Source organism: Tropicimonas sp. TH_r6 (genome assembly GCF_033101155.1).
In the GTDB taxonomy this organism is placed as follows: domain Bacteria; phylum Pseudomonadota; class Alphaproteobacteria; order Rhodobacterales; family Rhodobacteraceae; genus Tropicimonas.
This window is the reverse complement of record NZ_JAWMPX010000001.1, coordinates 285,356-297,838: the sequence shown is the minus strand read 5'-3', so window position 1 is coordinate 297,838 and position 12,483 is coordinate 285,356. Positions and strand designations below refer to the sequence as shown.

Genomic DNA, 12,483 nt, shown 5'->3' with positions numbered 1-12,483 from the left:
CTCCTCTTCCGGGCGGGTTCTACCGGTCCGGCCTGCTCAGTGCCGGATAATCGATCTTGCCTGCGGCGGTCAGCGGCAACGCCTCGGCGAAGACGAAATCCCGCGGTTGCAGGTATTTCGACATCTCACGCTTGGCGAAACGCTTGACGGTGCGCGTCTCCGTTCCGGGTTTTGGCACACAATAGGCAACAATCTTGTTCCCAAGAAGGCGATGGGGCCGAGAAATCACGGCCACGCTATCGAGCAGCCCGGAACCATGCAGCGCCGCCTCGACCTCATCGAGATTGACGCCGACATCGAGCGATTTGATCTGCCGGTCCATGCGTCCAGTCAGGTGAATTCGCCCTGCGCCATCCACCGCGCCGAGATCACCCGTGGCAACGCCGAGCGTTTCTTCGGGCAGGCCGAGCGGGTTCGGCCCGAGCCTGCGGCGCACGGCGGCGCTGCGCTCCGGATTGGCAAGATAGGAATGGAAGGTCCCAGGGCCGAAATGAGCCAGTTCACCCTCTTCCTCCACCGGCAGCAATTCTCCCTCCGCGCTGAAGGCGGCGACGCGAATGCCGGGAATGGCTCGCCCGATGCCCTCCGTCGTCTCGGCCTGAAGCTCAGGCGTCAGGCAGGCGGTTCGGAAGGTCTCGGTCAGGCCATAATTGAGGAAGGCCTGCGCCTTGGGGAAGGTCTCGCGCACCGCATCGAGCAGATCGACGGAGAAGCGCGAACCGGTCGAGGTCAGCCGACGGACGGAACCTATCTCGGTCCGACCAATATCGGAGACACCGAACAACATGCCCGCGAAGAAGGAGGGCACGCCGGCGATCAGGCTCGGGCGCTCCGCCCCAATAGCTTCGCAGGCCGCCGCCATGGAGGCGTTCTCCGGCAATATCAGCGTCTTGCCCAACGTCAGGCAGCTCAGGAGCTGTCCCCATCCGTAGTCATGCGACCAGGGGACGGGGCAGAGGATGCGCTCCTCCTCGGCATATCCCTGGTAGGCGGCAACGCGGCGGGCACCATCAAGCAGGGTTGTGGCTTTCTGCTGCACGCCCTTGGGCAGACCGGACGAGCCAGAGGTGAACATGATCGACCCGATCTCTTCCGGCACGCGCCCCACGCCCCGCTCCAGCGACGTCTCGCCCGGCTCGGGCCCCGTGGCGAGATAGTCGTTGCTCAGAATCACCGCAGGATCGAACAGCGCCTCGACCGCGATGCGTCGCTCTTCGCGCGTGTTGGGCGACAGGAAGGCCGGGATCGCGCCCAGCGACCAGATCGCGGGGATCGCGGCGGCGGTGGCGATGCCATTGCTGGCCGGAATCAGCACATGCCGGCCCCGTTCGACGCCATCGGCGGAAAACATCCGCGCCAACGCGGCGGCTCGACGGGAAAGCTTGTCGAAGCTCTCGCGGCGGCCAGCATGAACCAACGCATCGCGGTCAGGGTATGTGGCGGCGATCTCGAGAAAGGCCGCAAGCGGGGTGTCTGTCATCGGATCAGCCATCGGATCGCGGCAGCTCCGCATCATGGGGCGCAGCACGCGCCGAGGAAATGTCCCGCAGGGAGTCGCCGGTCCAGAGATACTCCCCGGCCTGCGGGTGGCTGATAAAACCGGAGGGGCTGGCGGTCAGGCCATAGGCGCCGGACATCAGAACGGCAATCCGGTCGCCCGGTGCCAGCGTCGGCAGGGTGATCCGACGCGCCAACGTGTCGATGGAGGTGCAGAGCGGGCCGGCCAGAAGATAGTCCGCCGTGCCGCCGCGCTCGGCCCCAAGCCGGTGGATCGGCCAGTTCTTCTGGAAGACCGAGCCCATCATGCCACAGGCCGCGAGATGGGCATTGAAGCCGGCGTCGCAGACGGCAACCTGCACACCCCGGCTCTCCTTGCAGCTCAGGCAGGTCGTGACCAGCGCACCCACCGGCCCAACCAGCCAACGCCCCAGCTCCAGCGCCCGCTCCGCACCGGCCAGAAGCGGGTTGGCGGCGATTTGCGCCAGAGACGCCACGATCCCGTCGCGCACGGCCACGACATCCAGCGCCTCTTGCCCATCGTGATAGGGCAGCCCGAAGCCGGCCCCGAAGATCAGCTTGCGCGCCGGCGCCCCGGCCAATGTAGCGGCTTCGCCGAAGATGCGTGTCATGTTGGCGATATTCTCGACAATCGCGCTCGCATCGAGACAATTCGACCCGGCATAGATATGGAAGCCCGTCAGATCGAGCCCGGGCCGGGCCTGGATATGGTCAATCGCCGCCGCCATCTGGCCTTCGTCAATGCCGAACTGGCTCGGGTTTTTCGACATCTTGGCACCGAACCCCTTGGGAATGCTGTCAGGATTGATCCGCAGCAGGACCTTCTGCACCACCCCTTTCGTCTCGGCGATCCGCGCCGCCATGTCGATCTCGTCCAGCGCTTCGACCACCAGCTCGGCGCCGCAACCGACAAACCGCTCCAACTCGCTTGCCCGCTTTCCGGGACCGGAATAGCTGATCCGCTGCGCCGGACAGCCCGCTTCGAGCGCGCGCACCACTTCAAAGAAGGAAGACGCGTCCAGATGGCCGGTCGCAGCGGCGATCTGGCGGACGATCTCCGGATTCGGGTTCGACTTGATGGCGAAACTCAGTGTGAAAACATCGCCGAAAAGCCTGTTCAGCTCAGCCAGCCTCTGTTCCAGAGCGGGCCCATCATAGATGTAGCAGGGGGTTGGAAGATCAGAGGCCTTCTCGAAGATGCTCTCGAGGAGAGACAGGGGGTCGCGCGTTTGCAATTTGGATCCATTGACCGGCGAAAAAAAGCACTGCACATAACCTACAAGGCGCCGCGACGCTCCGACAAGAAGGAATTGAGAATGGCCGATACCGGGCAGCTTGCTGGAAAGATACTGGAATTTCTGCGCGACGAGATCGATGACGACGAGATCGTTCTGGATGCCACCACGCCGCTCTTTTCCGACGGTCTCATCGACAGTTTCGCCATGGCCGGGCTGATCGAATTCCTCGAGGAGATCTCGGGCGCCTCCATCGCGCAGTCAGACGTGGTGCTGGAGAATTTCGACAGCGTCGAGAAGATCGTGGCCTTCCTGCCCCGCGACTGACCTGCGGTGGCGCCGGTCACTTTGGCGATGCCAAGACCTCACCAATTTCCGGACCTCGTTGCGTATTTTTCCGTGCCTGCAACAGTTATCCACCTCGATTCATCCTCACGCCGAATTATTTTGTGTTCCCCGGTCGATCCGTTAGGCTTGCTTGAACGCGACAGGAAGCGCCCTTTTGGCGCGGAGGACATAGATGAAACATTTTACCATCGCGCCAGCCGCTTGGCTGGCCGGCCTTTTTCTATCCGGCGCAGCTCTGGCTGATGCACCATTCGACGAAGGCTGGACGCTGGATCCCGCCGCATCCGCGCTCACCTTCCAGTCGATCAAGAAGAACACGGTCGTCGAGACAAGCTCCTTCGCGTCGTTTGACGGCGAGATCGACGAGAGTGGGCAGGCAACGATCACTGTCCATCTCGAGAGCATCGACACCAAGATCGACCTGCGCAATGTGCGCATGCGTTTCATCTTCTTCGAGACGTTCCTGCATCCCCGCGCCACGATCACCACACAGCTCGACCCCGCGTTGTTGGCCGACCTGCCGCAGCGGCGCCGAATGACGCTGCCGCTGGACTTCACACTGGACCTGCATGGCGCGCAAAAAGAACTGACGACCGATGTCGTGGTCACGATGATGAGCGAAGATCAGGTCTTCGTCTCCACCGCGTCACCGATCTCCATCGCGGTGGCGGATTTCAACCTCTCGGACGGTCTCAAGAAACTTGAGGAAGCGGCCGAGGCGCCCATCGTGCCCTCCGCCACGGTCTCCTTCGACTTCATGTTCCAGCGCAACACCGAAGGCGGCGCGGAGGAAATCGCAATGGCCGACACGACATCGGCCGCGCCGGCCGCGAGCCGGGCCCTGGAAAGCAGCGGCTCCCTGGCTCTGGATGAGTGCCGCAACCGGCTGGAGGCGCTCTCGGAAGCCAACGAGGTTTCCTTCAGCTCCGGCTCAACTCGGTTGCGGCCCGAAAGCGAACCGGTTCTGAGCTCCCTTGTCGAGATCATCGGGCGTTGCCCGGACATGGTGATCGAGGTGGGCGGTCATACCGACAGCGTCGGCTCGGAAGCGACGAACCAGCGGCTCTCGGAGCAGCGGGCCAATGCCGTGGCGCGCTATCTCACCGAAGAAGGGATAGACGCGGCGCGATTCCAGACGAAAGGCTATGGCGAGAGCCAGCCCATCGCCGAAAACGACACGGATCGCGGGCGCTGGCGCAATCGGCGCATCGCCTTCGTGATCGTCGGGGAATAGGCCATGCCCGCTCCCTTCCTGACCCGCATCGTCCTGACCCTCGTCTTCCTGGCCGGCGCGATCCTGCCAGCGCAGGCCGAGCCGCGTTTCGCCCTGGTCGTCGGCAACGAAAGCTATGCCAGCGTCACCCCTCTGGACAACCCGGCCGCCGATGCGCGGCTCGTCGCCAAAGCGCTGGAGGATCGCGGCTTCACCGTCACGATGCTGCTGGATGCCGACCAGGTCACACTGATGCGGTCCATTGCCCAGTTTGGCCGCGACCTTCGCTCGGGCGGGGAGGAAAGCACCGGGCTCTTCTACTATGCCGGCCATGCGGTGCAGAGCTTCGGAACGAACTTCCTCCTCCCGGTGGACGTTGCGCTGACCGATGCCGCCGATCTGAGCCTCGTCGCGCTGCGCGCCGACGCCGTGCTGCGACAGATGTCCTCGGCGGCAAACCGGACGAATATCGTCATCCTCGACGCCTGCCGCAACAATCCCTTCGTCGACATTCCGGACATGAACGACAACGGTCTCGCCGAGATGAATGCGCCAACCGGCACGCTCATGGCCTATTCCACGGCCCCGGGAAGCGTTGCGTTGGATGGCACCGGTAGCAACAGCCCTTACACGCAAGCGATGGTCACCGAGATGCAGACGCCCGGACTGACCATCGAACAGATGTTCAAGAATGTGCGCGGCTCGGTACTTGCAGCGACGAATAACAGGCAGACGCCTTGGGAGACCTCCTCGCTGACCTCCGATTTCCAGTTCACACCACAGCGACAGCTCAGCCCCGAAGAGATCGCCGAAAAGCAGTTCTTCGAATCTCTGAAGGCCTCGCGCGACCCGGTTCAGATTGTGCTCTTCCTGCGCACCTATCCCGATTCCGAACATTTCGAACAGGCGCGCGGGCTGCTCAGCTCGGTGCTGGACGGCACTCGCCCAGATACCGGCGGGACAACGCAGGCCGCTCCGGCCCCGGCTCCTGTTGCCGAACCGAAAGCGCCCGAAGCCTCCGAGCGCGAGCTGATCGAAATCGCGCAAAGCTCCGGAAACCCGTCCGATTTCCAGACCTATCTCGATGCCTTCCCGGATGGCGTCTTTGCCGAGCTGGCCCAGATGGAGCTGGCAGCGCTGACCGAAACCGAGCAGGCGCCAACGAGCCCGACGCCGGAAACCGTCGTCGAAGCCAGCGCAAAACCGGCTGAGATCGCGTCGCTCTCTCCCGAAGAGCTGACGATGCAAACGCCCCTCATGCTTGCCGATGAAGTGCTCACCGGCAAGTCGATCGCAACGCTGATCCAGGGGTCGCCGCTCTTTCCACCCATCGAAGGGCTGCCCGACTCCGTCTGGACGGGGCGGCAATGCACGACTTGCCATGAGTGGAGCCAAGACGTTCTTTGCGAGGTCGGCGAGGGCTATGTCACGGCACAAAACACGCGTGCGCTGAGCAAGCAGCACCCCTATGGCGGCGGTTTCAAGCGCGTTCTGAAGACCTGGGCGGAAGGCGGGTGCCGCTGATCGGCGCAACACCGAGGACAACGACGACGCTCGCCGCCTGTGATTGCCAGTCAAACGGGTAATCCTGTTGGGAATACCACGAGGACCCATGGTCCCACACGCTTTCGATGTCCTGAAATAAAAATGGAGGGTCCCCCCCGGAACCCTCCATTACCCCACGTGCCTCAGTTGCACCACACGCGTCGGAAAGTATCACCGGGGTCATCCTTGACCCGCATAGATTGGATACGCGACGGGGCGATTCTTTGCAAACACCGAGTATCGCGCATTTTTCGCAAACTCGACGCTTTCGGGCTGATCAGCCGTAGACGGCTTCCTTGCCGAAATGCTTGGTGAGCATGTAGTAGATCACGGCGCGGAACTTGTTGCGCTCGGATTTGCCATAGGTCTCGACGACCTTCTCGATCGCTTCATCCAGCTCGGGACCATCGGCAAGACCAAGCTTCTTGATGAGGAAATTGGCTTTCACGGTCTCCAGTTCGCCGGGCTGGCTCGAGGCCACGGTGGAGGCATCCGCATTGTAGATCGAGGGGCCGCAGCCGATGGTGACCTTGGTCAGAAGGTCCATGTCAGGCTCAACCCCACATTTGCTCTTCAGATCGTCGGCATATTTCGCGATCAGTTCATCCCGCTTGCTCATTGTATCCCTTCCCTTTTCAACACACTCTTGAATACGGTCGGCGCGACTTGCGCCACCCGCGCCCACGTTAGCCGCGGGATTCGCGGGTAAAAAGAAAAAAAATGCCTGTTATGGCAGGAGTTCGCCCAATCCGCGTCAGGGAAAAGCCGGTTTCAACCCGTTTCTGACGTGCTGAGTGGCCAGAGCCCGGCCGAGGCGCCTTCCGTCACGAAGAGCGCGACATGGTAGAGCAGGCGCGAGAGGCCGGCATCCCAAGTAACCATTCCCGCGCCGTCGAACTGGTTGACCCAGGACGGGCTGCCATCGGCCGCGAAATACCGGCCGAAGATCACACCGGCAATCTCTCGCGCCCGGCGGGCGGAGCGGGCATCGTCCATGTCACGAGCCGTGGCAGCGTGGAACTTGCCCGCCTCGGTCAGTGGCCAAAGCAGATGGGTTGGTTCGGTGACGGTGCCATCGGCATCGAGCGCGTCGTAAAGCGAGCCAGCCATAGGGCCCTCAGTGCGCCAGCCATGGGCTGTTGCAAAGCCCCGCATCCGCCCGACGCGCTGCTCGGCAGCGGCATCGCCCGTCAGGACCGCGTGGCGGTGCAGCAGCCAGGCCCATTCATACTGGTGCCCCGGCTCGCGGCGGCGCCCTTCGGGCGTGTCGATGGGGAGAAGATCGTGGCCGACAAATTCGCGCACGGCTCCCGTGGCCGGGTCGATGAAATAACGCTCGCCTGCGGCCACCATCCGGCGCGCCCGCTCGGCCCAGATCTGATCACCCGTCACCTCAAAGCACTGCAACAGTGCTTCCAGCATATGCATATGCGGGTTTTGCGCGCGAAGATCGCCCGGCGCCGCGCCCTTGGCGGCCATCCGGTCATCTTCCCAAAGCGCGCCCGCGGCGGGATCGCTGAGGGTGGTCTCGATGAAAGACCAGCAGCGGGCGATGTCGTCTTCGCTGACCGCCTCCGACATCCCGTCACGCAGCGTGACCAGCGCCAGCAGGACGAAGCTCTGATCATAGGTCCGGCGCAGTTTCGCCTCCGGCGTCTCCAGCGGCGAGCCGTCCGGATTGACCGCGTAGCGGCAGCCACCATCTTCATCGCGCAGGTAAAGGAGGACAAACGCGTTGATCCGGTGCGCCGCCTCGATCAGCCGGGCATTGCCGCCCATCCGTCCGAGCTGCGCCAGCATGAAGGCGGTGCGCGCCTGCGCGAGAGTCGTCGTGGGTCCCTTCAGGTCCGGCAGCTCCTCGACGACCGGAGCCGGGCCGGTCCCCGCTGGCAAGGCGATATCGAGCCATGCCGGCAGGAACTGCTCGGCGAAACGCGCCGCACGGGCGGCGCCTTCCTCTGCATTGAGAGCGATCGGAGCCGTCATCTTGGACCTCGGTTTACAAATATTGCCATCCCGAGATCTCTTGAACCGAACCCGCGCCGGGATCAAGTCAGTAGCGATAATGCTCCGGCTTGAACGGCCCTTCGACGGTCACGCCGATATATTCGGCCTGCTCCGGCGACAGCTCCGAGAGGCGAACGCCGATCCGGTCGAGATGCAACCGCGCGACCTTCTCGTCGAGATGCTTGGGCAGGATGATGACCTCGTTGCCATAGGCATCGGCGTTCAGCCAAAGCTCCATCTGCGCCAGCACCTGGTTGGTGAAGGAGGCCGACATCACAAAGCTCGGATGGCCGGTGGCATTGCCGAGATTGAGCAAGCGGCCCTGAGAGAGCAGGATCATGCGATTGCCGTTCGGCATCTCGATCATGTCCACCTGGTCCTTGATATTGGTCCATTTCAGGTTCTTCAGCGAAGCGACCTGAATCTCGTTATCGAAGTGACCAATATTGCCGACAATCGCCATATCCTTCATCTCGCGCATATGCTCGAGACGGATCACGTCGCGGTTGCCGGTGGTGGTGATGAAGATATCGGCAGATGCGACGGCGTCTTCGAGCTGCACCACCTCGAACCCGTCCATTGCCGCCTGCAGCGCGCAGATCGGGTCGACCTCGGTAACTTTCACGCGGGCGCCAGCGCCGCGCAGGCTCGCCGAGGATCCCTTGCCGACATCGCCATAGCCGCAAACAACGGCGGTCTTGCCGGCCATCATCGTGTCCGTGGCGCGGCGGATGCCGTCCACCAGCGATTCCTTGCAGCCATATTTGTTGTCGAATTTCGACTTGGTGACCGAGTCATTGACGTTGATCGCCGGGAAGGGCAGCAGGCCCTTCTTGTGCAGGTCATAGAGACGGTGGACACCGGTCGTGGTCTCCTCGGAGACGCCCCTGATCGCAGCACGGGTCTTGGTGAACCAACCCGGGCTCTGCGCCATCCGCTTGCGGATCTGGGCGAAAACGACCTCTTCCTCTTCCGATTGCGGCACACCGAGGACGTCTTCGCCGGCCTCCGCGCGGGCGCCAAGCAGCACGTAAAGCGTCGCGTCGCCACCATCATCGAGGATCAGGTTCGCACCCTCGGGGAACTGGAAGGAGCGGTCGAGATAGTCCCAGTGCTCTTCCAGAGACTGACCTTTGATCGCAAAGACCGGCACTCCACCGGCTGCAATCGCGGCGGCAGCGTGGTCCTGGGTTGAGAAAATGTTGCAGGAGGCCCAGCGGACATCGGCACCAAGCTTGACCAGCGTCTCGATCAGCACGGCGGTCTGGATCGTCATATGCAGCGAGCCGACGATCCGGGACCCCTTGAGAGGCTGAGCCTCACCAAATTCTTCACGCAGCGCCATCAGGCCGGGCATTTCCGTCTCGGCGATATCCAACTCCTTGCGACCAAAATCGGCCAGAGAAATGTCCTTGACGATGTAATCCTGCGCCATGCTGCGCTCCTTGCGATCTTGGGTGATGGCCGGTGACATAGCGTTCGCAGAAGGTTCCGACAAGGGTTGGCGGTGTATTCCGCCTAACGGAAGCTTGCGGTCTCGCTGGCCCGATGTCAGGGCTACACAAGCGCCCCCGATTTCGCTACTCAACAGGAACAAAGCCGCAACACCCGAGGACCGCCCATGGCAAAAGCCCCCCGCGCCTGGCAACGCATGCTCTCCGGTCGGCGTCTGGACCTTCTGGACCCGACGCCGATGGATATCGAGATCGAGGATATCGCCCATGGGCTCGCTTTCGTCGCCCGTTGGAACGGGCAGACTGCGGGAGATTTCGCCTATTCCGTCGCCGAACACTCTGTCCTGGTCGAAGAGATCTTCGGGCGGCTCCATCCGGACGCGCCGGTCAAGTGGCGGCTGGCAGCTTTGCTGCATGATGCGCCGGAATACGTGATCGGGGACATGATCTCGCCGGTGAAATCAGCCATCGGAGCGAATTACGGTGCGTTGGACGATCGGCTGACGGCGGCGATCCATATCCGGTTCGGGCTTCCGGCTCAGATCCCGATCAAGGTGAAAAAGCAGATCAAGAAGGCGGACAGGATCTCCGCCTGGCTGGAAGCGACGCAGCTTGCCGGTTTCTCGGTCTCCGAATCCAACAAGTTCTTCGGCAAGCCGGATGCCACAGTGATCTCCGGACTGACCCTGCATTTGCGCCCGCCAGTTGATGTGCGCGCGGCCTTCACCCACCGGCACGAGGAACTGCTCGACCTGCTCTCCTGAACATGGAAGGCTTCGACCCGTCGACGAAGCGCATGGAGGAGATCGCGGGAATGAAAGCGGGATATATGGCGGTGTGCCTGTTGCTGGGCGCGGGCATGGCGCAGGCAGATCAGGATTGGTGTCGCACAATGTTCGACGCGGCACCGTCCGAACTGGACTCGGCGGTCGTTCAGACACGGGCCGAAAATGCCGACCCCACGCAGGGATTCACCGTGACTTATGACAGCAGCGACCTGCTGACGGCCACCTTCTTCGATGCCGGACTGGATGCACTCCCGGAAGGGACATCAGAACAATACTTTTTCCTGGCCGCACAGGAGGTCGTCGCCGGCAACAAGCAGCTTGCCCATCGTCCGACAGCCAAGCCGGTATTCTACCGGCAGGCGTCAAAGGACGATACTCAACCTGTTGTCTTCAGGATGGATCTGTCCAGCAACTCCGAGACCGAGCCAGTTATCAACGACACGCTCTTTGTCTTCGACTGGGGCGCGTGCATGGTGAAGCTGCGGCTGACCGACCGGATTCCGGAAAAGGAGAAATCGGTCGAGAGGGGGCAATCCATTCTCGGCACCCTGATCGCGGCCTTGCCGGCCCGACCCTGAGCCTCGGATCAGATTGCGCAGGTTTGACCCGCCTGCCCTGACGCCCTGCGCCAACCGACGAAAGCAGGCGGATCATATGGTTTCAGTTCGAAAAAAAGCGTTGTTCCATCTTTCCAGCGCGCCGCACGCAGTCCGGAGCAGGCCTGTGAAACGCTCACCGGACCCTGCCCCATCAGCTTGGACATGGCTTCGATGGCACCCGGTTCGGCGCGGTTGAAATCGATCTCGCGGCCGGTTGCGCCAGCTTCGATGCCGTCGCTGGTGAAGATCGGTTCTGCGACGGGCGCACCATAGCTGACCGCTCCAGTGGGGGTCGGCGCCAATGGCGCACTGGAATTCATGCAACCTGCAAGAACGAAACAACCGGCCACGAAGGCCGGCTGCAGGGTTCGTGTCAGGAGGCCAGGCATCGCCTCAGCGCGGGCTGCGCTTGGCGAGAATGCGCTGGAGCGTGCGGCGATGCATGTTCAGCCGGCGCGCGGTCTCGGAGACATTGCGGTCGCAAAGCTCGTAGACACGCTGGATATGCTCCCAGCGCACGCGGTCGGCGGACATCGGGTTCTCCGGCGGCGGCGGCAGGGCGTCGCCATTGGCCAGAAGCGCCGCTGTGACGTCATTGGCATCGGCCGGCTTGGAGAGGTAATCCGTGGCGCCGATCTTCACGGCGGCCACCGCAGTCGCGATCGCACCATAGCCCGTGAGCACGACGATCCGCGCATCAGGCCGCTTTTCGCGCAGCACCTCGACCACGTCGAGCCCGTTGCCGTCCTCCAGCCGCAGGTCGATCACCGCATAGGCTGGCGGTCGTGCCGTCGCAACGGCTTTGCCCGCCGCAACGGATTGGGCCATTTCGGGTTCGAAGCCCCGTTTCTCCATCGCCCGGGTCAGACGGCGCAGGAACGGCTCGTCATCATCCACAATCAGAAGGGACTTGTCCTCGCCGATATCCTGCAGTTCGCGCTCCACCATCGGCAGCCTCCGGCATTAGCTTTTGAGTTTTTTCGTTCGACCGGACACTAGTGTCATGTCGCCGCAGCGTCAAACAGTTGCGACACGGAAGTGGCCCCTTTGCAACGAATCTTGCGTCCTCACCCCTTCTCCAGGAAGCACTGAACCTTGTCGGCCAGCTGATCCGGAGTCAGTTCACGGCGGAAATACTCCACGAATCCAGTCTCGGGATAGACGAGATAGGTGAAGGTCGAATGGTCGATGAGGTAATACTCGTCCTCCGGGTCGCGAATGGAAAAATAGGTCCGATAGGCCTTGGAAGCCGCGCGAATCTGTTCCTCAGAGCCGGTGAGACCGAGCATGTCCTCATGCAGGTTATAGGTGAAATCCGCCATCGACTGCGCATCGTCCCGCCCGAAATCGACCGAGACGAAGATCGGCTGCACGTCATGGCCACGCTCCTTGAGGATATCGACCGCCTCGGCATTGCGCACCGTGTCCAGCGGGCAGACATCCGGGCAATAGGTATAGCCGAAATAGAGCAGCGAGGGGCGGGTGAAGATCTCTTTGTCGGTCACCGTCTCGCCGGTCTCGCTGACCAATTCGAGCGGCCCACCAATCGTTTCGCTGCCGCCGGCCACCGCGCCGCTCCGGCACTCGGCGTAGACATCCGGCTCGCCACCCATCGTAACGAACAGCGTGCCGCCGATCACGGCCGCCACCGCGACCCCGGCCAGGATTGCAATCCTACTGGTCTTCATCTTCCCTCCTCCGGGCCCCGAACCCGTTTGCCGCCGCCCGGACACCCAGTTATCTAGGTTGGACGAGCCGAAATACGAGAGTCAGGAG

13 protein-coding genes are annotated in these 12,483 nt (G+C 62.6%); 5 read left to right on the top strand and 8 right to left on the bottom strand.

From position 1 onward, the window contains the following. Positions 1–19: 19 nt before the first annotated feature. Together R3X27_RS01325 and R3X27_RS01320 are read right to left on the bottom strand one after the other, a co-directional pair. Complete coding sequence (locus R3X27_RS01325; protein ID WP_317707007.1) at positions 20–1,480, bottom strand: class I adenylate-forming enzyme family protein; 1,461 nt, start codon at positions 1,478–1,480, stop codon at positions 20–22. Between the two features lie 4 nt (positions 1,481–1,484). Continuing rightward, positions 1,485–2,753 carry a type III PLP-dependent enzyme gene (locus tag R3X27_RS01320; protein ID WP_317707006.1) on the bottom strand — a complete coding sequence of 423 codons (1,269 nt, stop codon included), beginning with the start codon at positions 2,751–2,753 and terminating at the stop codon, positions 1,485–1,487. An 81-nt stretch (positions 2,754–2,834) separates the two neighbouring features. On the opposite strand from R3X27_RS01320, the gene R3X27_RS01315 reads away from it, so the two are divergent. From R3X27_RS01315 to R3X27_RS01305, 3 genes are all read left to right on the top strand, one after another. Then, a complete protein-coding gene (locus R3X27_RS01315; protein ID WP_317707005.1) occupies positions 2,835–3,080 on the top strand; it encodes an acyl carrier protein in 246 nt (81 codons plus the stop codon). Positions 3,081–3,273: 193 nt separating this feature from the next. After that, positions 3,274–4,335 carry an OmpA family protein gene (locus R3X27_RS01310; protein WP_317707004.1) on the top strand — a complete coding sequence of 354 codons (1,062 nt, stop codon included), beginning with the start codon at positions 3,274–3,276 and terminating at the stop codon, positions 4,333–4,335. Positions 4,336–4,338: 3 nt separating this feature from the next. Further along, the gene (locus R3X27_RS01305; RefSeq protein WP_317707003.1) at positions 4,339–5,838 is read left to right on the top strand and encodes a caspase domain-containing protein; all 1,500 of its coding nucleotides are present in this window, start codon (positions 4,339–4,341) and stop codon (positions 5,836–5,838) included. Positions 5,839–6,136: 298 nt separating this feature from the next. On the opposite strand, the gene R3X27_RS01300 is transcribed toward R3X27_RS01305, so the two are convergent. From R3X27_RS01300 to ahcY, 3 genes are all read right to left on the bottom strand, one after another. After that, positions 6,137–6,478 carry a DUF2853 family protein gene (locus R3X27_RS01300; RefSeq protein ID WP_317707002.1) on the bottom strand — a complete coding sequence of 114 codons (342 nt, stop codon included), beginning with the start codon at positions 6,476–6,478 and terminating at the stop codon, positions 6,137–6,139. Between the two features lie 152 nt (positions 6,479–6,630). Continuing rightward, a complete protein-coding gene (locus R3X27_RS01295) occupies positions 6,631–7,845 on the bottom strand; it encodes an AGE family epimerase/isomerase (RefSeq protein WP_317707001.1) in 1,215 nt (404 codons plus the stop codon). A gap of 67 nt (positions 7,846–7,912) precedes the next feature. Beyond that, on the bottom strand, positions 7,913–9,301 hold the full coding sequence (ahcY, locus tag R3X27_RS01290; protein WP_317707000.1) for an adenosylhomocysteinase: 1,389 nt from the start codon (positions 9,299–9,301) through the stop codon (positions 7,913–7,915). Between the two features lie 186 nt (positions 9,302–9,487). Here ahcY and R3X27_RS01285 point away from each other — a divergent pair, with 186 nt between their 5' ends. Continuing rightward, positions 9,488–10,084, top strand: a complete 597-nt coding sequence (locus tag R3X27_RS01285) for an HD family hydrolase (protein ID WP_317706999.1) — start codon at positions 9,488–9,490, stop codon at positions 10,082–10,084. A gap of 2 nt (positions 10,085–10,086) precedes the next feature. Then, on the top strand, positions 10,087–10,686 hold the full coding sequence (locus R3X27_RS01280) for a hypothetical protein (protein ID WP_317706998.1): 600 nt from the start codon (positions 10,087–10,089) through the stop codon (positions 10,684–10,686). 8 nt (positions 10,687–10,694) lie between these two features. On the opposite strand, the gene R3X27_RS01275 is transcribed toward R3X27_RS01280, so the two are convergent. The 3 genes from R3X27_RS01275 to R3X27_RS01265 all read right to left on the bottom strand — a co-directional run bounded on the left by R3X27_RS01275 (position 10,695) and on the right by R3X27_RS01265 (position 12,395). Then, positions 10,695–11,027 carry a hypothetical protein gene (locus tag R3X27_RS01275; RefSeq protein WP_317706997.1) on the bottom strand — a complete coding sequence of 111 codons (333 nt, stop codon included), beginning with the start codon at positions 11,025–11,027 and terminating at the stop codon, positions 10,695–10,697. A 73-nt stretch (positions 11,028–11,100) separates the two neighbouring features. After that, positions 11,101–11,655: an ActR/PrrA/RegA family redox response regulator transcription factor gene (locus R3X27_RS01270; protein ID WP_317706996.1), complete on the bottom strand. Its 555-nt coding sequence runs from the start codon at positions 11,653–11,655 to the stop codon at positions 11,101–11,103. 119 nt (positions 11,656–11,774) lie between these two features. Continuing rightward, positions 11,775–12,395 carry an SCO family protein gene (locus R3X27_RS01265; protein ID WP_317706995.1) on the bottom strand — a complete coding sequence of 207 codons (621 nt, stop codon included), beginning with the start codon at positions 12,393–12,395 and terminating at the stop codon, positions 11,775–11,777. Positions 12,396–12,483 lie beyond the last annotated feature (88 nt).

Excerpts from the sequence above, each read along its gene's own strand:
- R3X27_RS01285 (WP_317706999.1), top strand. The coding sequence starts at position 9,488 with ATGGCAAAAGCCCCCCGCGCCTGGCAACGCATGCTCTCCGGTCGGCGT.
- R3X27_RS01295 (WP_317707001.1), bottom strand. The coding sequence starts at position 7,845 with ATGACGGCTCCGATCGCTCTCAATGCAGAGGAAGGCGCCGCCCGTGCG.
- R3X27_RS01265 (WP_317706995.1), bottom strand. The coding sequence starts at position 12,395 with ATGAAGACCAGTAGGATTGCAATCCTGGCCGGGGTCGCGGTGGCGGCC.
- R3X27_RS01325 (WP_317707007.1), bottom strand. The coding sequence starts at position 1,480 with ATGACAGACACCCCGCTTGCGGCCTTTCTCGAGATCGCCGCCACATAC.
- R3X27_RS01310 (WP_317707004.1), top strand. The coding sequence starts at position 3,274 with ATGAAACATTTTACCATCGCGCCAGCCGCTTGGCTGGCCGGCCTTTTT.
- R3X27_RS01280 (WP_317706998.1), top strand. The coding sequence starts at position 10,087 with ATGGAAGGCTTCGACCCGTCGACGAAGCGCATGGAGGAGATCGCGGGA.
- R3X27_RS01315 (WP_317707005.1), top strand. The coding sequence starts at position 2,835 with ATGGCCGATACCGGGCAGCTTGCTGGAAAGATACTGGAATTTCTGCGC.
- R3X27_RS01270 (WP_317706996.1), bottom strand. The coding sequence starts at position 11,655 with ATGGTGGAGCGCGAACTGCAGGATATCGGCGAGGACAAGTCCCTTCTG.
- R3X27_RS01275 (WP_317706997.1), bottom strand. The coding sequence starts at position 11,027 with ATGAATTCCAGTGCGCCATTGGCGCCGACCCCCACTGGAGCGGTCAGC.
- R3X27_RS01300 (WP_317707002.1), bottom strand. The coding sequence starts at position 6,478 with ATGAGCAAGCGGGATGAACTGATCGCGAAATATGCCGACGATCTGAAG.
- R3X27_RS01305 (WP_317707003.1), top strand. The coding sequence starts at position 4,339 with ATGCCCGCTCCCTTCCTGACCCGCATCGTCCTGACCCTCGTCTTCCTG.
- ahcY (WP_317707000.1), bottom strand. The coding sequence starts at position 9,301 with ATGGCGCAGGATTACATCGTCAAGGACATTTCTCTGGCCGATTTTGGT.